Origin of the sequence: Pseudomonas sp. VI4.1 (assembly GCF_002029345.1) — a bacterium.
Lineage (GTDB): Bacteria > Pseudomonadota > Gammaproteobacteria > Pseudomonadales > Pseudomonadaceae > Aquipseudomonas.
In genome coordinates, this window is record NZ_MULM01000163.1 from 47,504 (window position 1) to 69,566 (window position 22,063).

The window sequence follows — 22,063 nt, forward strand, 5'->3', positions numbered from 1 at the left end:
GCAGTCAAGAGGCATCCAGCCCTGTCCACGTCCAATCAGGCCTGCACCGCAGTGCGACAGGCCCCGCTTGTTTTGGGTTGTACAACGCTGTCCTGCTCGATCGGCAGGATCAGTTGATCGGGTACTGCGCTGTGCCATTTTTTCGCACACACGTAATACAAGGCTGCGGGAAGCACCAGCCCGATGATCCAGGAAATATCCACCCCACCCAGAGCGTCCACCAGCGGACCGGTATAGAACTTGGTGGAGATGAACGGCAGTTGCACCAGCACACCGAAGACATAGACGCTGATGCCGAGGGGGTTCCAACGGCCGTAGCGACCGTTCGGATCGGCCAGCGCCGGCACGTCATAGCGCTCGCGAGTGATGCAGTAGTAGTCCACCAGGTTGATCGCGCTCCATGGCGTAAAGAACGCCAGCAAGAACAGGATGAAGGACTTGAACGCACCGAGGAACGAGTGCTGACCGAGCAACGCGATCAGGGTCGCCGTGCCGACGATGACCAGCACGAAGACCAGACGCTGCAAGCGCGTTACTTTCAGGTCACCACGGAAACCGCTGATGACGGTCGCAATGCACATGAAGCTGCCGTAGGAGTTCAGCGTGGAGATGGTGACCTTGCCGAACGCGATACTGAAGTACAGCAGCGCAGCGGTGGCACCGGTACCGCCCAGACCCACGATGTAGGCCACTTCGTGGCCGGCGAACTGCCCGTTGGCCGAGGCGGCGGCAAGCACGCCGAGGATCATCGCCACCTGTGCGCCAATCACCGAACCCGCACCGGCGGCGAAAAAGGTCTTCACCGAGGAAGTCTTGCTCGGCAGGTAGCGTGAATAGTCAGCCACGTAGGGGCCGAAGGCGATCTGCCAGGACGCCGCGAGCGACACCGCGAGCAGAAAGCTGGTCCAGCTGAAGTGGCGGATTTGCAGGAGCGCGCCAACATCAGTCTGGCTCATCAGGCGACTGAACAGGTAAACGAAGGCAATCACGCCAATGACGCTGGCGACACGGCCGATGAAATGGATCACCCGATAACCGAGCACCGTGACCAGCACGATGACACTGGCGAAGATGAGGATACCGACGCTGTCGCTGACGCCAAACAACTGGCCCAGCGCCTGGCCGGAAAGCACGGTGCCCGTTGCGGTGAAACCGAGGTACATCAGACAGACCAGCACGATCGGGATGGCCGCGCCATACACGCCGAACTGCACCCGGCTGGAGATCATCTGCGGCAGGCCAAGCTTGGGCCCTTGCGCGGCATGCAGCGCCATTACGCCACCGCCGAGCAGTTGACCGATCAACAGACCGATCAACGACCAGAACACGTCACCGCCCAGCACCACGGCCAGGGCCCCGGTGACAATCGCGGTGATTTGCAGGTTGGCGCCCATCCACAGGGTGAACTGGCTCAACAGACGACCGTGTCTCTCCGCTTCCGGGATGTAGTCGATCGAACGTTTCTCGATCAACGGTTTGTTGCCTGCACGATCGTCATTAACAGCCATTGTTCAACCTCTGTGGATTGTTATTCTGGGTTGGTGATCCCTGTAGGAGCGAGCTTGCTCGCGAAGGCGCCTTCCTGGCACACCGAGGTGCATCATTCGCTGGCAAGCCAGCTCCTACAGGTTTTGCGTCAAGCCAAGGCCTGTTTTATTTGCCGGTAATCATCGGCAGGTTCAGCCCCTGTTCCTTGGCGCAATCGATCGCGATCTGATAACCCGCATCGGCGTGACGCATGACACCGGTCGCCGGGTCGTTGTGCAGCACGCGAGCGATACGCTCGGCCGCTTCGTCAGTACCGTCGCAGACAATCACCATGCCCGAATGCTGGGAGAAGCCCATGCCGACGCCGCCGCCGTGGTGCAGGGAAACCCAGGTCGCGCCGCTCGCAGTGTTGAGCAGGGCGTTGAGCAGTGGCCAGTCGGACACAGCGTCGGAACCGTCCTGCATCGACTCGGTTTCGCGGTTCGGGCTGGCTACGGAACCGGAGTCCAGGTGGTCACGACCGATCACGATCGGTGCGGACAATTCACCACTACGCACCATTTCGTTGAATGCCAGACCCAGCTTGGCGCGCAGGCCCAGGCCAACCCAGCAGATACGTGCCGGCAGACCCTGGAAGCTGATGCGCTCGCGAGCCATGTCCAGCCAGTTGTGCAGGTGCGCGTCGTCCGGGATCAGTTCCTTGACCTTGGCGTCGGTTTTGTAAATGTCTTCAGCGTTGCCCGACAGTGCAGCCCAACGGAATGGACCGATGCCGCGGCAGAACAGCGGACGGATGTAAGCCGGCACGAAACCCGGGAAGTCGAATGCGTTTTCCACGCCTTCTTCCTGGGCCATCTGACGGATGTTGTTGCCGTAGTCGAAGGTCGGAATGCCCATTTTCTGGAATTCGAGCATCGCTTTGACGTGCACGGCCATCGATTGCTTGGCGGCTTTGACCACGGCAGCAGGCTCGGTCTTGGCACGAGCGCGGTACTCTTCCCAGGTCCAGCCGGCCGGCAGGTAACCGTTGAGCGGATCGTGGGCGCTGGTCTGGTCGGTGACCATGTCCGGGCGCACGCCGCGCTTGACCAGTTCCGGCAGGATTTCCGCCGCGTTGCCCAGCAGCGCGATGGAGATCGCCTTGCCTTCCTTGGTGTATTTGGCGATGCGGGCCAGCGCGTCGTCGAGGTCGGTGGCTTGTTCATCGACATAACGGCTGTTCAGGCGGAAATCGATGCTGACCTGCTGGCATTCGATGTTCAGCGAGCAAGCGCCGGCCAGGGTCGCAGCCAGTGGTTGAGCGCCGCCCATGCCGCCGAGGCCGGCGGTCAGGACCCAACGACCTTTGAGGTCATCGTTGTAGTGTTGGCGACCGGCTTCGACGAAGGTTTCGTAGGTGCCCTGGACGATGCCCTGGCTGCCGATGTAGATCCAGCTGCCGGCGGTCATCTGGCCATACATGGCCAGGCCTTTGGCGTCCAGTTCGTTGAAGTGTTCCCAGCTCGCCCAGTGCGGCACCAGGTTGGAGTTGGCGATCAGTACGCGCGGGGCATTGGTGTGGGTCTTGAACACGCCGACCGGCTTGCCGGATTGCACCAGCAGGGTCTCGTCGTCGTTCAGGTTGGTCAGGCTTTCAACGATCTTGTCGTAGCATTCCCAGTTGCGTGCCGCACGACCGATACCACCATAAACCACCAATTCCTTAGGGTTCTCGGCGACTTCCGGGTCGAGGTTGTTCATCAGCATGCGCAGCGGCGCTTCAGTCAGCCAGCTCTTGGCGGTCAGTTTGTTACCGCGGGCTGCGCGGATTTCAACGTCACGAAACTTTGTAGGTTTATTCTCAGTCACGAAAAGAACTCCTCAGCAATCAATCCAAACCAACCCAGTGGGCGAGCAAGCCGGTGAGCAGAAAGGCACACCAGCGAATCAGTGGACGCCGGTCGAGTCTTCGTGACTCATACGCATACGTCTTTACTTGTACATACAAGCATATGCAATCATGCGGCCAACTTGCTGGATGAGGATTCAAGAAGAGCTTTGAAAGGGCTGAAAGAGGCCTGGATCAAGGGCTCTGACGAAGATGAAATTTTTCGGGGGAGTTTTTGCGGGAGGGTGACGGCTGTTACTTGAGCATGGTTTTTGCGCCACGCTGGGGCGTTCGGTAACAAGTTGGTGCGCTGTAAGAAACGGATTTGGGGGAGGGAAACGACATCGCGGGCAAAGATCACCCCCTGTAGGAGCGAGCTTGCTCGCGAAGAATCTCAATGCACCGCGGGCATCTGGTTTTAACGCGTTATCGTTAGCGACCTTCGCGAGCAAGCTCGCTCCTACAGGGGGTCATGTTTGCCCGCGACAGGGTGATGGATCAGCGTGCAGTCAGTTCAATCACGCAGCATTGGCCGTTCACGGAGACGTCCAGCAAACCCGCGTTACCGTCCAGTCGCAGGCAATCATGGCGATCCAGTTGTGAGGCGTTGTTACCGACCTTCACTTCCAGCGCATCGGCCACGCTGAACACCAACACCGTACCCGCCGAACTGAAAAACCGCTGCTCGCCCGCCAGCCACTGCAACCGCGCGCTGTAACGCTGCGGCGCATAAATCAGGTTGAAATCGCGAATCGGCCCGCCGAGCAGCGCGCACGACACCTGGCTCTCGCCGCTGAAGGCGAACGGGTCCAGCGGTAACAATGGCCGAGTGTCCTGGCCGTCAACGCGCAAGATCATGCCCTCGCCCTGCAGCACGGTGATCACCCGCTCATAACCGGCGAACGTCGAGAAGCCGCCCGATTCGCCGATATCGGCAATCGAAAGACGCCAACCGAAACCATCGAGACCGGCGCCGGCATCACGGGTAATTTCTTCAGTGCTGCCGCCACCGTTTTTCCACGGCATGCGCGGGTAATCGGCCGCGCGCAAGACTTTCAACTGACTCATCTTTGCCCCTTACTTATGAAAGCGCCCTTCCAGACGATGGCGCGAACCCGGGTGGATCAAACGGGCGGCCGTCACCGGCTGACGGCCGGACCAGGTCCGGCGACGAATCAGCAGGCACGGCTCGCCTTTTTCAATCTGCAGCAATTTGCATTCGGACGGCTCGGCCAGAATCGCCTCGACCACGTGCTCGCCTTCGGTCAGCGGCGCGACCTGATTCAGGTAGGCGTAGGGCGTTTGCAGGGTGAAATCCTGCTTGAGGTAGTCCGGCGCCACCAGTGCGTTGACGAAACGGTCTTCGATTTGCACCGGGATATCGTTCTCGTAATGCACGATCAACGAGTGGAACACCTTCTGGCCTTCACGCATGTCCAGCGCCAGCGCCCGCTCGGAACCGGCGGCCTCTTCTTCAAGGATGATCACCTTGCAGGCGTGGCGATGGCCACGAGAGGCGATCTCATCGGCGATGTTGTGCACTTCAAACAGCGCGGACTGGCTTTTCGGCTCGGCGACGAAGGTCCCGACGCCCTGCATGCGCACCAGCAGACCGTCGGCGGTCATCTCGCGCAAGGCCCGGTTGATGGTCATGCGGCTGAAACCCAGCTGGCTGACCAGCTCGCTTTCCGACGGAACGCGGTAGTGCGGCGGCCAGTTTCCACTGTCGATCTGCTGGGTGATCATTTGTTTGACGCGGGCATACAAGGGCGCCGGACTGTCGCCCAGATTGGCGCTCAGATTGGCATTTGGCGGCAATGTGGCTGGCGGAGTCGGCACGGGTAATCCTTGTTCATCTGATAGAGATTGCTAGCTTGCCGGAGTTTACCGGGCAGGCAAACGTCTGTATATGTATATACAAATAACACACGATGGGGTGCTGAACCATGTCCGCCTTCTTTGCCGATCGCGCGCTGCTGCCTAGTGGATGGGCCAACAATGTACGTCTTGAGGTCAATGCCGAGGGCATCCTGACCCATATCCAGGCCGATTCTCACGCAGATGGCGCCGAACGGCTAAGCGGTCCGCTGCTGCCGGGAATGCCCAACCTGCACTCCCACGCCTTCCAGCGGGCCATGGCCGGGCTGGCGGAAGTGGCGGGTAATCCGAACGACAGTTTCTGGACCTGGCGCGATTTGATGTATCGCCTCGTCGGAAAAATCAGCCCGGATCAACTCGGCGTCATCGCGCGTCAGCTGTACATCGAAATGCTCAAGGCCGGTTATACCTCGGTCGCGGAATTTCATTACGTGCATCACGACAGCAATGGTCAGCCTTACGCCGACCCGGCCGAACTGGCCCTGCGCATCAGCCAGGCTGCCAGTGCCGCCGGCATCGGCCTGACGCTGTTGCCCGTGCTGTACAGCCATTCCGGTTTCGGCGGCCAGGCCCCGAACGATGGCCAGCGGCGCTTTATCAACAGCACCGAAAACTATCTCAAGCTGCAGTCGCGCTTGCAGCCGATCCTGGCGCAACAGCCGGCACAGTCGCTGGGGCTGTGTTTCCACTCGTTGCGTGCAGTCACACCGCAGCAGATCAGCGAAGTGCTGGCAGCCAGCGACCCACAGTGCCCGGTACACATTCACATCGCCGAACAGCAGAAGGAAGTCGATGACTGCCTGGGCTGGAGTGGCCGGCGTCCGCTGCAATGGCTGTACGAAAATACCGAAGTCGATCAACGCTGGTGCCTGGTCCACGCCACCCACGCCAACCCGGAAGAAGTCACGCTGATGGCCAAGAGCCGCGCCATTGCCGGCCTGTGCCTGACCACCGAAGCCAACCTCGGCGACGGGATTTTCCCTGCGGTGGATTTCCTGGCCCAGGGCGGGCGCATGGGCATCGGTTCCGACAGCCATGTGTCGCTCAGCGTGGTGGAAGAATTGCGTTGGCTGGAATACGGCCAGCGGCTGCGTGATCAGCGGCGTAACCGGTTGTATGGCGCGGATCAGCCAATGGTTGGCCGCACGCTGTATGACGCGGCGCTGGAGGGCGGGGCTCAGGCAATGGGGCAGCCGATCGGCGCACTGGAAGTTGGCAAGCGTGCGGATTGGCTGGTGCTGGACGGCAATGATCCGTACCTGGCGACGGCCAGTGGTGACGGGATCTTGAACCGTTGGTTGTTTGCCGGTGGTGATCGGCAGGTGCGCGATGTGCTGGTCAATGGCCAGTGGGTTGTGCGTGACGGGCGTCATGCCGACGAAGAAGAGAGCAACCGAGCGTTCACCCAGGTCTTGCGCGATCTCCTCGGCTGACGCAAACACCCTGGTTGATGCAAACCTCCTGTAGGAGCTGGCCTGCCAGCGAAGAGGCGATCAGGTTCAACGATGATGTTGACTGGTAAACCGCCTTCGCTGGCAAGCCAGCTCCTACACAAGCCAGCTCCTACAGGGGGGATATGCGTGCTCAGTTCGAGGTCTTGGCCATCTGCGCATCCGATGCGCGCCAGATCAGACGCGTGGTGTCGTAGCCCTGCTGACGCGCCTTGCTCAGCAGTTCTTCACGCACTACACCGTTAACCGTCGGAGTCCGCGACAGCAGCCACAGATATTTGCGGCTCGAGTCGCCAACGATTGCCGTCTTGTAGTCTTCGCTGACGTACAACACCCAGTATTCTCCCTTCACCATACCTGGCAGCAAACGCGAGACCCAGGTGTCGAATTCGACCAAGAGCTTGTCAGTCTTGCCGGGCACCTGCGGAGACGCCGTGCCCTTGATCTCTTCCCATTGCCAGTCCGACGTCAGGCAGCGGTTCAACACCAGCACGTTGCCGTCAGGCTTGAGGGTGTAATGGGCTTCGGATTGCGCGCAGTTGCGCTGGAAGTACATGGGCAGACGAGCCAGCTCGTACCAGGTGCCTTGGTAACGCTTGAGGTTGACACTGTCGACGGTCTTGGGCGCCAACGGGTCTTCGCCGGAAGTGGCGCAGCCGGCTAGTATCAGGCCGGCAAAAAGTAAAATCAGTAACCGCTTCATTGTTTTTCTCCCGTGGGCGTATAGCCCCGGATTACTTCAGGCCTTGGCCGGAAAACATCAGCACTTTGTCACCGGCGTACTGCACGCTGATGAAGCTGTTTTTGTCGCCCCAGGTGCAGCTGGACATGCCGAGCGCACCCGAGCAGTCGGCGGGTTTACCCAGCAAGGTTTCAACCTCGGCCTTGGGCATGCCTGCCGACAGCTTCGAATAGTTTTCCTGATTGACCTTGCTGCACGCAGCCAACAACACGCAGAACGAAAGCAGGGCGATGGAACGCAGCGACATGGTGTGGCTCCTGGGGCGAAGGGGAATGGCATGTCTGCCAAGCAGTAGCTTAGAAGAGAAAACCCTCATGTGGTTCCCCGACCGTTCGGCTATTTGTTTCGCCATTGGTCTGGGTTATTTCCGCAAAATCAGCCCCTTTGCTTTGCTGTTGGATATTTCGTCGATTTTGACAAAAGACGCCTAATCTTTGACGCCGGCCAGTCGACACAGGTAGGAGCGAGCTTGCTCCTACACCAGCCCCCTCCGCGGTAGATCATTTAATGACCAGAAACATGAAGTTCAGCCACAAGATCTTGTTGGCTGCCGCCCTCGTGGTGGCCGTTGCATTCGCTTGTTTCATCCTGTTCAACGACTACCGCCAGCGCCAGACCTTGCGCAGCAGTACCGAAGCCTCGATGCAGGAACTCGGCAGCCTGACCACCAGCAATATTCAGACCTGGCTGGAAAGCCGCATCCAGTTGCTGCAATCGCTGTCCCAGCAACTCGCCGTCGATGGCAGCGCCCAGGCCAGCCTCAAGCGCGCCATCGACCTGCCGGCCTACACCAGCAACTTCCAACTGAGTTACTTCGGCGGCATAGATGGCGTGATGTTCTCGATTCCGGCCGGCAATCGCGCCGCGGACTATGATCCCCGTACCCGTGGCTGGTACAAGGCGGCCACTAGTGCGCAACAGACAATCGTTACCGAACCCTACATCGCGGCCTCGTCAGGCAAACTGGTGATCACCGTCGCCACCCCGGTGAAGCATCAGAACCAGATGATTGGCGTCGTCGGCGCAGACATCGATCTGTCCCGTGTCAGCGCCATCATCAACTCGCTGAATTTCGGCGGTCACGGCCATGCGTTCATCGTCAGCGCCGACGGCAAGATCCTGATCCACCCGGACAGCACACTGGTACTCAAGGGTCTGGTCGACGCTTACCCGAACGGCACGCCAAAAGTCAGCCCGGGGATGAAAGAAGTCGAGATCGACGGCAAGCGCCAGTTCATCTCCTTCACCCACGTCAACGGCGTGCCGTCGGCGGACTGGTATGTCGCGCTGGTACTGGACCAGGAAACCGCCTTCGCGATGCTCAGCGAATTTCGCACCTCGGCGATCATTGCCATGGTGATCGCGGTGGTGATCATCATCGCGCTGCTGGGTATGTTGATCAGCTTCCTGATGCAGCCGCTGTTGACCATGGGTCGCGCGATGCATGACATCGCCGAAGGCGAAGGCGACCTGACCAAACGCCTGACCATCCACGGCCATGACGAATTCGGCGCGCTGGGCACCTCGTTCAACCGTTTTGTCGAACGTATCCACAGCTCGATTCGGGAAGTGGCCTCGGCGACCGGCCAGGTCAACGAAGTGGCCTTGCGGGTGGTGGCCGCGTCGAACTCGTCGATGTTCAACTCCGATCAGCAAGCCTCGCGCACCAGCAGCGTCGCCGCGGCCATCAACGAATTGGGCGCTGCCGCCCAGGAAATCGCCCAGAACGCCGCCCTCGCCTCCCAGCACTCGAGCGATGCCCGCAGCCTGGCCGAGGATGGTCAGCAAGTGGTGGATAAAACCATCGCGGCGATGCAACAGCTCTCGGCGAAGATCAGCGATTCGTGCGGCAACATCGAGACGCTCAACAGCAACACGGTCAACATCGGGCAGATTCTGGAAGTGATCACCAGCATCTCGCAGCAGACCAACCTGTTGGCGCTCAACGCAGCCATTGAAGCGGCGCGTGCGGGCGAAGCCGGACGCGGGTTTGCCGTGGTCGCCGACGAAGTGCGCAACCTCGCCCATCGCACTCAGGATTCGGCGCAGCAAGTGCAGAAGATGATCGAGGAACTGCAAGTGGGCGCCCGGGAAGCGGTCAGCATCATGACCGACAGCCAGCGCCAGAGCGAAAGCAGCGTCGGCATCGCCAATCAGGCTGGCGAACGCCTGGGCAGCGTCACTGCGCGCATCGGCGAGATCGACGGGATGAACCAGTCGGTGGCGACGGCGACGGAAGAGCAGACGGCCGTGGTGGAGTCGATCAACGTCGACATTACCGAGATCAACACGCTGAATCAGGAAGGGGTGGAGAACTTGCAGGCGACCTTGCGTGCGTGTTCCGATCTTGAGCAGCAGGCGGCGCGGCTTAAACAGTTGGTGGGCAGTTTCAGGATCTAGTGTCTGAATCGGCCTCTTCGCGGGCAAGCCTCGCTCCTACAGGTTATGCGCGGTATCAAATACTGCACTAGCCCTGTAGGCGCGAGGCTTGCCCGCGAAGGCGGCATCAGCAGCAATCGAAAACTAAAACCGAGAGCCCGGCCTGGAGAGAAACGCCAACTCCTCAGCAGTAGACTCCCTTCCCAACACCGCATTCCTGTGCGGAAACCGCCCAAACCGCGCAATCACCTGCTGATGCTGCTCGGCATAGTCCAGGTAATCGTTGAACAGTGTCCGATCGGACTCCGGCTGTTGCGCAACCAGATCGATGTACCTGGAAACGGCTTCATTCTGCACCGCCAGATTCTCGCAGTGCTCGAACACCAGGTAGATGAACACCCGCTCGATAGGCCGCAACTGCCGGTCGAAATCCGCAGCAATGCCTTGCGCCACCAGCGCCTGGGCCCTGAGATCGCCGGAAAAGGATTTTGGAGAGTCGCGAAAGATCATCCGCGGCAGTTGATCGAGCAACAACACCAGGGCCAGCCAACCATCGGGACGTTGCGCCCACTCGGTCAATCCGCCGGCCAGTGCCTGCTCGACCCAGCCCCCGAAACGCGTCCGCGCTTCGAGGTCCTGGCTGTCGCGTTTGCCAAACCATAACCTGCCCTTGTCAGCCGCTATTTCGCTGGGGGATTCGAACGTACCGAACCACCACTCGAGCAACGGCTGCCAGGGCGCGGTCATGGTTTATTCCTTGTGGTAAGCCGTGACGCGTGCGACTTCTTCTTTCGAACCGAGGAACACCGCGACACGCTGGTGCAAGCCGTCGGGCTTGATGTCGAGGATGCGCTGATGGCCATCGGTGGAAGCGCCGCCGGCCTGTTCAACCAGGAACGACATCGGGTTGGCTTCGTACATCAGACGCAGCTTGCCCGGCTTGGACGGCTCGCGGCTGTCGCGTGGGTACATGAACAAGCCACCACGGGTCAGGATGCGGTGCACATCGGCGACCATCGCCGCGACCCAGCGCATGTTGTAGTTCTTTTTCAGCGGGCCTTCTTCGCCAGCCAGCAGTTCGCTGACGTAGCGTTGTACCGGCGCTTCCCAGTGACGCTGGTTGGACGAGTTGATCGCGAATTCCTGGGTGGTTTCCGGGATCTTGATGTCTTCGTGAGTCAGCACGAAGCTGCCCATTTCACGGTCCAGGGTGAAGCCTTTCACGCCGTCGCCCAGAGTCAGGATCAACATGGTCTGTGGACCATAGATCGCGTAACCGGCAGCCACTTGTTCGGTGCCTGGCTGCAGGAAAGCCTTTTCGTTCAAGGGCTCGTTCTGGCTCAGGTATTCGTTCGGGCAACGCAGTACCGAGAAGATCGTGCCGACCGGCGCGTTGATATCGATGTTCGACGAACCGTCCAGCGGGTCGAACACCAGCAGGTACGCGCCTTTCGGGTATTTGCCCGGGATCTGGTAGGCGTTGTCCATTTCTTCGGACGCCATGCCGGCCAGGTGACCGCCCCATTCGTTGGCTTCGAGCAGGATCTCGTTGGAGATCACGTCGAGTTTTTTCTGCACTTCACCTTGAACGTTTTCAGTGCCCATGCTGCCCAGAACACCACCGAGGGCGCCTTTGGACACGGCGTGGTTGATCTCTTTGCAAGCACGCGCCACCACTTCGATCAGGAAACGCAGATCGGCAGGGGTGTTGTTGCTACGGGTCTGCTCAATCAAATAGCGACTCAAGGTAACGCGGGACATGGAAGGCTCCGGTGGAATGGGGGGGCTGAAAACCCGCGCAGTTTAACGCGAGTCGGGGCGCATTTCCTCCTATCAGACGTGTTACACCCAATAGAGTTCATGCCCCCGGATGAGCGTAGTTCGAAACCGGCGTCTTTTCCGCCAGATAAATCGCCTTTAGCAGCAGGTTCGCGCCTCCATTGGAATGCGTACATTTGTCCACTCAAGACGACACGCCTTCGGTTTGCGGGGCCGGTTTTGCAGGATCAGGCACAGCATCAACGCGCCTGGGCGGCAACGGGGCGAAATAACCGACCACCAACAGCAAGACACCCACCCCGATAAACGACACGATCCGTGCCAGCCCGCCGCGGTTGCTCAATTCGACAAAGAACAGCTTGGCCACCACTACGCCGATCAGCGCCGCACCGATCAGCCAGACCTCGCGGCGATGGCGCAGATGACCGCCGATCATCAGGCTCAGGGCGATCAAGGTCCAGACGATGGAGAGGCCGGCCTGAACCCGCATGGAGTCGAGCAAGGCATCCAGTTCGAATGGCACATCGCCCCAGTGGTGGGCGGTGCGCATCACCAGCGCAGTAAAGAATGCAAACAGCGAAACCCCGGCGATCAGCCGCGCGGCTTGCGCGGCGTAATCCTTGCGAATCGCCCATTGCGTCACCGCGCTGCGTGACCAGACGTAGACGCCGAACAGCGCGAACAGCAGGCCTGACTCCAGGGGGTTGATCAGTGGCACATAGGGCAGCGGCTCGGCAGTGCCATCACTGACGACGTTCGCCAGCCAGAACCAGCCGAGCATCAACAATGCCAGGGGGGCTGCCGCGTACAGACGGTATTCCCGGGGATAAGCCGACACCGGCCAAGGCCAGGCACGGGGCGCAGCCGCGAGCACCAGATACAGGCTTGGCAGCATTGCCCAACCCAACCAGCGCCAGGCGTTGTAGTGCTCGGACAACACCATCAAGCCGTAGCGCAACTCCAGCGCGAGTACTCCGATCAGCAGCCAACAGCCTAGGACATGCGCGGTGCTCAGGGGACGCGCCGGCAACATTGGCGCCAGACGCCGCAGGGAAATGAAATGCACAACGAACACCGCCGTCCAGGCTAACCAGGCGATATTGGCAGCCGGGTGATAACGCGAGTGCCAAGCCGCCAGCAAAACCAGGCCGGCGGCGGGCATCAGCACGGTGCAGAGCAATCCCAATGACGGCCATTTCAGACGCAGCGCCAACATTGCCCACAAGGCGACACTGATCGCCGCGACCCACAGCAATAACGTCGCTTGCACATTCACAGGGGCAAACCGCAGCACTTCACCGATCCACGCCAGCGCCCACCAGAGCGCGCCCCACACCAGCAACACGTCGGACAAACGCTGCACACTCGATGTATCGAGCGCCGAGGCAGGGTTGCCGAACTGCAACCGCCAAGCCCCGACCATCGCGGCCAGGCCCAGCACCCACGGGGTCCAGAAACCGCCATGGGCCAAGGGGCGCAGACCTTCGCCGGCCAACGGCCCGAACAGATCAGGTCCGGCCAGCAGGAACGCCGCGCCGCCCAGTAATTGCACGGCAAAAGCGTTGAACAGGATCGTCCAGGATTGCAGACGCAAGCCGACAAACAGCGTCGCCAACCCCGCCAGCGCCCAACTGATCGCCGTACCTTGGGTGAAGAAAAACAGCGGTGCCAGCAAGTACAGAAAGGCCAGACCGAGGCTGGCCAGCACTGGCAACCCTTTACGCTCCCACTGCGAAGCCTGTCCAGGCAATGCGCTGCGCAATTGATAGAAGCTGAACAACAACGCCCCGCCGAGCATCAACGCCCCCAGCGGCGCCCCGCCCAGCAGGCTGCTCGCGCCCATGCGCAGTTCACCGAGGAACGCCAGCGCCGAACCCAGTTGCAGCAGCAGGGCAAAGGCCCGGGCCAGCGGTCGTTGCTGACGCAGGCCGAGCCAGAAAATCCCCGCACCTTCCACTGCCCAGGCGGCAGCCGTCCAGCGGGCGTCGAGCCCCAGCGGAATCGCCAGGGTGGCGAAGATCACACCCAGCGCCAGACAGGTTTGCGCCAGCAGCAAGGTCCGCCCCCCGTTCAGCCATCGGGCGAGCCCCATGTAGATCATGCCCAACACCAACGCACTGAACGCCGCGGCGAAATCCAGGTGCCGCACTAGCGCGAACTGCAAGCCGAAGCCCACCAGCGGCGGGCCGAACAGCAAGGTGCCGTCGACATAGTCACCCTTGCGCGACGACCGGCGCGGCAGCGCCTCGCGGCTGTCATCCCCGGCCGCGTCAGCCCTCTCCAGCAGCTTGCGCCGGGCAAATAGCAGGCCGATGGCCAGGTACATCAGGAAGAACAGAATCAGGAACGGCTCGGTGCTCCACAACAGGTCCGGTGCATAGGCGCGCAGGCCCCAGGCCAAACCGATGCCGAAGGTGCCGACAAAACCGATCAGGTTGAGCAAACGCCAGGCCTTGAACCAGGCGATGGCGAGGATGCCGGCATTGAGCAAGGCGAAGTAACTGAACAGCACAACGTGATTGCCGACGCCGGTGGACGTCAGGATAGGCGCCGCGAAACCGCCGAGTGCCGCAGCGACAGCCAGCCCCAAAGCGTCCTGGGTAATGGCCAGAGTCGCCGAGAACAGCGTCACCGCGACCAGCAGAGCCAACGCCGTCGATGGATCGAGCAGCGGATGCAGGCGCATCGCGGCAAACACGGTCAGGTACAACACCGCGATCCCGGTGCCTTGCAGCACCAGTGCGTATTGGCTGTTGCGCGCCCTGAGCCACCAACCCAACCCCAGGAGGACCAATGCCGCCGTCGCGACGCCGACGTAACGCAACTCAATCGGCACCACCATGCCTTCGGTGGCATAACGCAGTAGAAATGCCAGGCCAAGGAACAACAGCACCACGCCGACTCGCAGGACGGTGTTGCCGCCGAACAGCCAGGCGCGGACGACGCTGATAGCGCGTTCGATCAAATCGGGGTCGCGAGGGATGGCCGATTGATGCGGTTTGCGGGCAACCGGCTCGGGTTTCCAGGCATCGACGGGCGGCGGGGGCCTGGTTTCGGTGGCCGCAACCGATATCGGTTCGAGTTCGGGCGGGAGTTCCCAGATCAATTCGGGGGGTTGGGCAGAAACATCATCGACAATGATTTCAGCGGACGGAGCGGGCTCGCGGACTTCAGCCGATTTGACGCCTGACACCTCCAACATGACCAGACGCTGCTCGACCGCATGCAGTGCAACCTGTGCCTTTTCAAGCAGCAAGCGTTGCTCGGCGGCCTGTGAACCCAGACGGCCGATGCAAATGGCCTGGCCGATCCCCAACCCGAGCAATGCGCCCAACAGCGCATCGCTGAACGACTCGTCGAGCATCCAGCCCAGCACCAGGCCAATCAGCATGAACATCCATTGCATGGTCGATATCCCTAAGCGCAGTGGCCAATCAAAGAAGATTAGCGCAGCCCGTACAGCAAAGATCGCAGCGTCCGGCAGCGCCTGCACCGACCGCATTCACCCGATGTCAGGTGAACGCCGACTGTAGGAGCTGCCGAAGGCTGCGATCTTTTCCGGGGCGACATTATATCGACCCGAACGAAGGCTTACTCCAGCGCTTTCCAGATATCCGTGGCGTACTCGCGAATGGTCCGGTCGGAAGAGAACCAGCCCATCCGGGAGGTGTTCAATACCGCCGAACGCCACCATGCCTGGGAATCGTGCCAATGGGCTTCAACGCGCATCTGCGCGTCCCAGTAGGAATCGAAGTCGGCGCAGACCAGGAAACGGTCGTAGTCGATCAGCGAATCGATCAGCCCGGTATAACGCGACGGATCATCCGGCGAGAACACGCCGCCGCGAATGGCCTGCAGCACGTCATTCAGGCGGTGGGACGCGGCGATATCCGGCGTCGCATTAAACTCGTGGTTCTGCTTGCGCGCCTCGACCTGCTGGGCGCTGAGGCCGAAGATGAACATGTGTTCGGCGCCAATGAACTCGCACATTTCCACGTTGGCCCCGTCCAGGGTGCCGATGGTCAACGCACCGTTGAGGCCGAACTTCATGTTGCTGGTGCCCGACGCCTCGAAGCCCGCGGTAGAAATCTGCTCCGACAAATCCGCCGCCGGAATGATGCTTTCCGCCAGGCTGACGTTGTAGTTGGGCAGGAACACCACTTTGAGCAAGCCGCGCACGGTCGGGTCGTTGTTCACGACCCGGGCAATGTCGTTGGTCAACTTGATGATGAGCTTGGCCTGGTGATAACTGGCTGCGGCCTTGCCGGCGAAGATCTTCACCCGCGGTACCCAGTCGACTTCCGGCTCTGCGCGAATCGCCTGATAGAGCGCGACGGTGTGCAGCAGGTTCAGCAACTGCCGTTTGTATTCGTGGATCCGCTTGACCTGTACGTCGAACATCGCCGCCGGGTTGACCGCCACCCCCAGCCGCTCGTGGATGATAAACGCCAGAGTTTTCTTGCTGTGCAGGCGCTGGTCGGCAAACGCCTTGCGGAACGCGGCTTTCTCGGCAAAGGGTTCCAGGTCGCGCAAGCGCTCTTCAGCGTTATTGAGCAGATCCGGGCCGAGGGCATCGACCATCATCGAGGTCAGTTCGGGGTTGGCCTGGTACAGCCAGCGGCGGAAGGTAATGCCGTTGGTCTTGTTGTTGATCCGCTCCGGGTAGAGCTTGTGCAGCTCGGAGAACACGGTTTTGCGCATCAGTTGCGTGTGCAGCGCGGATACGCCGTTGACACTGTGGGAACCGAGGAACGCCAGGTTACCCATGCGCACACGACGGCCGTTGTCTTCTTCGATCAGCGACACCGCCCGCAGCACTTCGAAGTCATGGACGCCCTTGGCCCTCAGCGAGTCGATGTGCTGGGCATTGATCAGGTAAATGATCTGCATGTGCCGCGGCAGCATGCGCTCCATCAACCCGACCGGCCAGGTTTCCAGCGCTTCCGGCAACAGCGTGTGGTTGGTGTAGGACAGCGTGTCGACGGTGACCTGCCAGGCGGCGTCCCACGCCACGTCGTACACGTCGACCAGCTGGCGCATCAGCTCGGCCACGGCGATCGAGGGGTGAGTGTCGTTGAGCTGGATGGCCGCGTGGTCGCCCAGGGTCAGGACCGAGGTGTGCATGTTGCGATGGCGGCGCAGCAAGTCCTGCAAGGACGCGGCGACGAAGAAGTATTCCTGGCGCAGGCGCAGTTCCTGGCCGGCTTCGGTGCTGTCGGCCGGGTAGAGTACCCGGGAAATACTTTCGGCCCGGGCAACTTCAGCCACGGCGCCCAAGTGGTCACCGGCGTTGAAGCGCTCCAGGTGCAAATCTTCCATGGCGCGGGCACGCCACAGGCGCAGCGTGTTGACGCTCGCCCCGCGCCAGCCGACCACCGGGGTGTCGTAGGCAATCGCGCGCACGGTTTCCGCCGGGGTCCAGACCTGCTTGGATTTGCCTGTTTCGTCAGTGACGGTTTCGACGCTGCCGCCAAAACCGATCGGATAAACCACCTCCGGCCGCTCGAACTCCCACGGGTTGCCGAAATCCAGCCAGTGTTCGGTCTGTTCCTGCTGCCAGCCATCGACGATGGCCTGACGGAACAAGCCGTGCTCATAACGAATGCCGTAGCCGTGCCCGGCGATGCCGAGGGTCGACATGCTTTCCATGAAGCACGCGGCCAGACGACCGAGGCCACCGTTGCCAAGGGCCGCATCGGGCTCCAGCAGGCGGATGCGCTCAAGGTCGACGCCGAGTTCGGTCATGGCCTCGCGGGCCACATCCAGCAGGCCGAGGTTGCTGAGGCTGTCGTAGAGCAGCCGGCCAATAAGAAATTCCAGGGAGAGGTAGTAAACCCGTTTCTGACCTTTGCGGTAGATCTGCCGGGTGTGATCCATCCAGTGCTCGACCATGTGATCGCGCGCTGCCAGGGCTATGGCCTCGAACCAGTCGTGGTCGAAGGCGTGATCCGGGTCTTTGCCCACCGCATAGGTGAGCTTGGTCAAGACGGCGTCGCGAAATGCGGCCACCTCGGCTTCGCGAACAAGTGGTTCTTGAGTCATCAATAGGACCTCGGGCGAGCGTGGAATAGTTGAGCCTAGACGGTCAGACAGGTCGTTGGAACTCTGGTTCGGCAGTTTTCCCCGTTAGTGTGAGATAGATCCACATTACCTTGTCGCGCACCGGAAAGAATGCAGGGCCCGTGCCGGAATACAGCGCTCATTGGACAATTCATGAAAAAAACTGGCGAAAGGTTGTTCAAAAATCCACCAGTCCCGGTATGATCGCGCGCCCTGATGCACACGCTGGTAACAATCGATGATGAAGTCCAACCTGATCGCCGCCGCGGAGATCGATCGCCTCGATACCTGGGCCAAGTACTCTGCGCCGATGTGCGGTTCCTGCGTGTCCAGTTGCTGCACGCTGCCGGTCGAGGTCAAGATCAAGGATCTGATCCGTATCGGTATTGTCGACGAATTCGAGCGCGGCGAGCCAGCGAAGAACATCGCCAAGCGCTTGCAGAAGGAAGGGATCGTCGAGCGCTACAACCAGAAGTCCGAGATCTTCACCCTCCAGCGCATGAGCAACAACGATTGCCTGTACCTGGATCGTAAGAGCCGTCTGTGCACTATTTATGAAAAGCGCCCGGATACTTGCCGTAATCACCCGAAAATCGGGCCGCGGCCGGGGTATTGCGCGTACAAGCCCAAAGAAGTGGCGCGTGAGACCAGCGAGAGCCGTCGGACCCTCGAGAAATTCTGATCCGGAATCTCGCTGCCTGAGCGGGCCCCTTCGCTGGCAAGCCCGCTCCCGCAGGGATTGGTGGTGTTCACAGAATCTGGGTCCAACACCACCCCTGCAGGAGCTGGCTTGCAGCGAAGGGGCCAGAACAAACACCACACAAACCCCAGACATAAAAAAAACGCCCCTGGATCTCGCGATCCGGGGGCGTTTTTTTAGCTGCTAACTAAGTCGAAACTCAGTTGCTGCTTTTCTTGGCAGCGCGGGTACGCTCGCTTTCGCCCAGGATCTTCTTGCGAAGACGGATGGACTTAGGAGTGACTTCGCACAATTCGTCTTCTTGAACGAATTCCAGAGCCTGCTCCAGGGTGAAGCGGATAGGCGGAACCAGAGCGATGGTTTCGTCTTTACCCGAAGCACGCATGTTGTCGAGCTTCTTGCCTTTGGTTGGGTTGACGCCCAAGTCGTTGTCGCGGCTGTTGATGCCGACGATTTGACCTTCGTACACGTCCTCGCCGTGACCCAGGAACAGTTTGCCGCGAGCTTGCAGGGTTTCCAGCGAGTAAGTCAGCGCCTTACCGGTAGCTACCGATACCAGCACGCCGTTCTGACGGCCGGACATGTCGCCGGACTTCATCACGTCGTAACGGTCGAAGATCGAGGTCAGGATGCCAGCGCCCGAAGTCAGAGTCAGGAACTCGTTACGGAAACCGATCAGGCCACGTGCCGGGATGTTGTACTCAAGGCGCACACGGCCCTTGCCATCCGGAACCATGTTGGTCAGGTCGCCTTTACGGATACCGATCTGTTCCATGATCGAACCTTGCGATTCTTCCGGCAGGTCGATGGTCACGTTTTCGTACGGTTCGTGCTTGACGCCGTCAACCATGCGGATGATCACTTCCGGACGACCAACACCCATTTCGAAGCCTTCGCGACGCATGGTTTCGATCAGTACGGACAAGTGCAGCTCGCCACGGCCAGACACTTTGAACTTGTCGGCGGTGTCGCCTTCTTCAACGCGCAGGGCAACGTTGTAGAGCAGTTCCTTGTCCAGACGCTCTTTGATGTTACGGCTGGTGACGAACTTGCCTTCACGGCCGCAGAACGGCGAGTCGTTAACCTGGAAGGTCATCGAAACGGTTGGTTCGTCAACGGTCAGCGGCTTCATCGCTTCGACGTTCAGTGGGTCGCACAGAGTGTCGGAGATGAACAGCGAATCGAAGCCGCTGATGCAGACGATGTCGCCGGCAGCTGCTTCGTCAACGTCTACACGGTGCAGGCCGTGGTGACCCATCAGCTTCAGGATACGACCGTTACGGCGCTTGCCGTCGGCATCGATCGCTACAACCTGGGTGTTCGGCTTGACGCGACCACGAGCGATACGGCCAACGCCGATGATGCCCAGGAAGCTGTTGTAGTCCAGTGCCGAGATTTGCATCTGGAACGGACCGTCACGGTCAACTTTCGGCGCCGGTACGTTGTCGACGATCGACTGGTACAGCGGGGTCATGTCTTCAGCCATGTCGGTGTGTTCCAGACCGGCAATGCCGTTCAGGGCCGAGGCGTAGACGACTTTGAAGTCCAGCTGTTCTTCGGTAGCACCGAGGTTGTCGAACAGGTCGAAGATCTGGTCCAGAACCCAGTCCGGACGCGCGCCTGGACGGTCAACCTTGTTGATCACCACGATTGGACGCAGGCCGGCTTCGAAAGCCTTCTTGGTCACGAAACGGGTTTGCGGCATAGGGCCGTCTTGAGCGTCAACCAGCAGCAGAACGGAGTCGACCATCGACATAACGCGTTCAACTTCGCCGCCGAAGTCGGCGTGGCCCGGGGTGTCCACGATGTTGATGTGGTAGCCGTTCCAGTTGATGGCGGTGTTTTTCGCCAGAATGGTAATACCGCGCTCTTTCTCCTGGTCGTTGGAGTCCATCACGCGCTCGTCGTTGAGCTCGTTGCGCTCCAGGGTGCCGGATTGACGCAAGAGTTTGTCTACCAGGGTGGTTTTACCATGGTCAACGTGAGCAATGATGGCGATGTTGCGTAGATTTTCGATCACTTGTGTATCTCGATCAGAGGATTCGGTGTGCTGACAAGTCTTGGCAGCGATTTACAGTAGAGTCAGGCCTTGCCGTTACAGCTTGACGGCAGAGTCGGGGGGCCGGTGACGCAGGCCACAGGCATACAGCCCCGGGCTCTTAGCTCGGTCGATAAACGCGCACATTGGCATGCCCCTCACTGAGCAAATGGTGGGCATGCAGGCGACTCATCACGCCTTTGTCGCAATACAGCAGGTACTGGCGAGTAGGGTCCAGTTCCTTGAAACGAGCGTTCAATGCATAAAACGGCATCGTCTGTACCTCAATGCCAGCGAGTTCCATCGGCTCGTCTTCAGCGGCATCCGGATGACGGATGTCGATGATGATCTGACCGGCCAGTGCTTCGCTGACTTCTTCGATCTGCAAATCCTGGCCCAATTCGTCGATCACTCGATCGATCGGCACCAGCTTGGCGTTCTCGAGCGCACGCTCAAGGACTGCCATGTCGAACTGCTGTTCTTCGTACTCCACGCGTGGACGCTTGGCGTGGGTCTTGGGGTTCACCGAGATGACCCCGCAATATTCCGGCATGTGCTTGGCGAAGTCGGCGGTACCGATTTCGTTAGCCAAGTCGATGATGTCCTGCTTGTGACTGGCGATCAGCGGACGCAAGACCAGCTTGTCGGTCACGCAGTCGATCACGGACAGGTTCGGCAGCGTCTGGCTCGACACCTGGGAAATCGCTTCACCGGTGACCAGCGCTTCGATTTCCAGCCGATCGGCAATACGGGAAGCAGCGCGCAACATCATACGCTTCAAAACTACGCCCATATGACTGTTATCGACTTTCCCGAGAATTTCTCCCAGTACTTCCTCGAACGGCACACTGACAAATAACACGCGTTGGGAGCTTCCGTACTTCTTCCAGATGAAATGCGCGACCTCCATGACGCCCAGTTCATGGGCACGCCCGCCCAGATTGAAGAAGCAGAAATGGCTCATCAGCCCACGGCGCATGATCTGGTAGGCGGCAACGGTGGAATCGAAGCCGCCGGACATCAGTACAAGCGTCTGTTCCAGGGCACCCAGCGGATAACCGCCGATGCTGTTGTGCTGGTTGTGGATCACGAACAACCGTTTGTCGCGAATTTCGATGCGGACTTCGATTTCCGGCTCTTTCAGCGAAATTCCGGCGGCGCCGCACTGACGACGCAGTTGGCTGCCGACGTATTTCTCGACGTCCATCGAGCTGAATTCATGCTTGCCGGCCCGCTTGCAGCGCACCGAAAAGATTTTCCCGGCCAGCGACTCGCCGAAGTGCTGCTTGCACTTGGCAACGATGTCGTCGAAATCGCCCAACGGGTATTCGTCGACCTGCAGGAAATGCGCGATACCCGGCATGCAGCTCAGGCGCTCGGTCATCTCCTTCAGGGCCTTGGGCTCGCTGACGCGGGTTTCGAGCTCGAGATTGTCCCACACACCGTTCACCACCACAGCCGGGTCCAGGTCGCGGAGCACGGTACGGATGTTTTTGGCCAACTGGCGGATGAAACGCATCCGTACCGGGCGGCTCTTGATGGTGATCTCGGGAAAGACTTTTACGATTAGTTTCATGAAAACAGCGCGCGCTGGGCCAGCCGAAAAAGGGGGGCGCGGATTATAGCGGAAATTGCTCAAGGTTTAACCAGTTAATCTACAGAAGGTTTGTCGCGCACCAAA

Annotated in this window: 16 protein-coding genes and 1 pseudogene; 5 read left to right on the forward strand and 12 right to left on the reverse strand. The window is 60.2% G+C overall.

All coding sequences use genetic code 11. The features are described 5' to 3' along the window. Positions 1-35: 35 nt before the first annotated feature. The 4 genes from BZ163_RS19215 to hutC form a co-directional block, all read right to left on the reverse strand. Positions 36-1,508, reverse strand: coding sequence for a cytosine permease (locus BZ163_RS19215; protein ID WP_128872230.1), 1,473 nt, complete (start codon positions 1,506-1,508; stop codon positions 36-38). 145 nt (positions 1,509-1,653) lie between these two features. Next, the gene (gene hutU / locus BZ163_RS19220) at positions 1,654-3,336 is read right to left on the reverse strand and encodes a urocanate hydratase (protein WP_128872231.1); all 1,683 of its coding nucleotides are present in this window, start codon (positions 3,334-3,336) and stop codon (positions 1,654-1,656) included. A 517-nt stretch (positions 3,337-3,853) separates the two neighbouring features. Then, positions 3,854-4,423, reverse strand: coding sequence for a HutD family protein (locus BZ163_RS19230; RefSeq protein WP_128872232.1), 570 nt, complete (start codon positions 4,421-4,423; stop codon positions 3,854-3,856). A 9-nt stretch (positions 4,424-4,432) separates the two neighbouring features. Then, entirely contained in the window at positions 4,433-5,101 is a 669-nt protein-coding gene (gene hutC / locus BZ163_RS19235; RefSeq protein ID WP_228761636.1) for a histidine utilization repressor, read from the reverse strand. 200 nt (positions 5,102-5,301) lie between these two features. Here hutC and BZ163_RS19240 point away from each other — a divergent pair, with 200 nt between their 5' ends. Then, complete coding sequence (locus BZ163_RS19240; protein ID WP_128872234.1) at positions 5,302-6,666, forward strand: formimidoylglutamate deiminase; 1,365 nt, start codon at positions 5,302-5,304, stop codon at positions 6,664-6,666. Positions 6,667-6,817: 151 nt separating this feature from the next. Here the strand turns inward: BZ163_RS19240 and BZ163_RS19245 are convergent, their stop codons facing one another. Continuing rightward, the gene (locus tag BZ163_RS19245; protein ID WP_128872235.1) at positions 6,818-7,387 is read right to left on the reverse strand and encodes a lipocalin family protein; all 570 of its coding nucleotides are present in this window, start codon (positions 7,385-7,387) and stop codon (positions 6,818-6,820) included. Positions 7,388-7,418: 31 nt separating this feature from the next. Beyond that, positions 7,419-7,673: a hypothetical protein gene (locus BZ163_RS19250; protein WP_128872236.1), complete on the reverse strand. Its 255-nt coding sequence runs from the start codon at positions 7,671-7,673 to the stop codon at positions 7,419-7,421. On the opposite strand from BZ163_RS19250, the gene BZ163_RS19255 reads away from it, so the two are divergent. The 3 genes and pseudogenes from BZ163_RS19255 to BZ163_RS36505 all read left to right on the forward strand — a co-directional run bounded on the left by BZ163_RS19255 (position 7,657) and on the right by BZ163_RS36505 (position 9,826). Then, positions 7,657-7,857, forward strand: coding sequence for a hypothetical protein (locus BZ163_RS19255; protein WP_128872237.1), 201 nt, complete (start codon positions 7,657-7,659; stop codon positions 7,855-7,857). The genes BZ163_RS19250 and BZ163_RS19255 overlap by 17 nt on opposite strands. Before the next feature lie 88 nt (positions 7,858-7,945). Continuing rightward, a pseudogene (locus BZ163_RS36500) lies at positions 7,946-8,968 on the forward strand (cache domain-containing protein); the annotation flags it as partial. A gap of 93 nt (positions 8,969-9,061) precedes the next feature. Further along, the gene (locus BZ163_RS36505; RefSeq protein ID WP_371916821.1) at positions 9,062-9,826 is read left to right on the forward strand and encodes a methyl-accepting chemotaxis protein; all 765 of its coding nucleotides are present in this window, start codon (positions 9,062-9,064) and stop codon (positions 9,824-9,826) included. Positions 9,827-9,949: 123 nt separating this feature from the next. Here BZ163_RS36505 and BZ163_RS19265 read toward each other — a convergent pair whose 3' ends face one another. From BZ163_RS19265 to BZ163_RS19280, 4 genes are all read right to left on the reverse strand, one after another. Further along, positions 9,950-10,552, reverse strand: a complete 603-nt coding sequence (locus tag BZ163_RS19265) for a DUF924 family protein (protein ID WP_128872239.1) — start codon at positions 10,550-10,552, stop codon at positions 9,950-9,952. A 3-nt stretch (positions 10,553-10,555) separates the two neighbouring features. After that, positions 10,556-11,566, reverse strand: coding sequence for a class 1 fructose-bisphosphatase (locus tag BZ163_RS19270; RefSeq protein WP_128872240.1), 1,011 nt, complete (start codon positions 11,564-11,566; stop codon positions 10,556-10,558). 202 nt (positions 11,567-11,768) lie between these two features. Further along, on the reverse strand, positions 11,769-14,990 hold the full coding sequence (locus tag BZ163_RS19275; protein WP_128872241.1) for a DUF2339 domain-containing protein: 3,222 nt from the start codon (positions 14,988-14,990) through the stop codon (positions 11,769-11,771). 185 nt (positions 14,991-15,175) lie between these two features. After that, positions 15,176-17,626 (reverse strand): glycogen/starch/alpha-glucan phosphorylase, encoded by a 2,451-nt coding sequence (locus BZ163_RS19280; protein ID WP_128872242.1) that lies wholly within the window; start codon positions 17,624-17,626, stop codon positions 15,176-15,178. A gap of 259 nt (positions 17,627-17,885) precedes the next feature. Between BZ163_RS19280 and BZ163_RS19285 the strand changes: the two genes are divergently transcribed. Beyond that, a complete protein-coding gene (locus BZ163_RS19285; protein WP_102136469.1) occupies positions 17,886-18,326 on the forward strand; it encodes a YkgJ family cysteine cluster protein in 441 nt (146 codons plus the stop codon). Positions 18,327-18,543: 217 nt separating this feature from the next. Here BZ163_RS19285 and typA read toward each other — a convergent pair whose 3' ends face one another. After that, a complete protein-coding gene (gene typA / locus BZ163_RS19290; RefSeq protein ID WP_128872243.1) occupies positions 18,544-20,364 on the reverse strand; it encodes a translational GTPase TypA in 1,821 nt (606 codons plus the stop codon). Between the two features lie 139 nt (positions 20,365-20,503). Further along, positions 20,504-21,958, reverse strand: a complete 1,455-nt coding sequence (gene thiI, locus BZ163_RS19295) for a tRNA uracil 4-sulfurtransferase ThiI (protein ID WP_128872244.1) — start codon at positions 21,956-21,958, stop codon at positions 20,504-20,506. Positions 21,959-22,063: the final 105 nt, after the last annotated feature.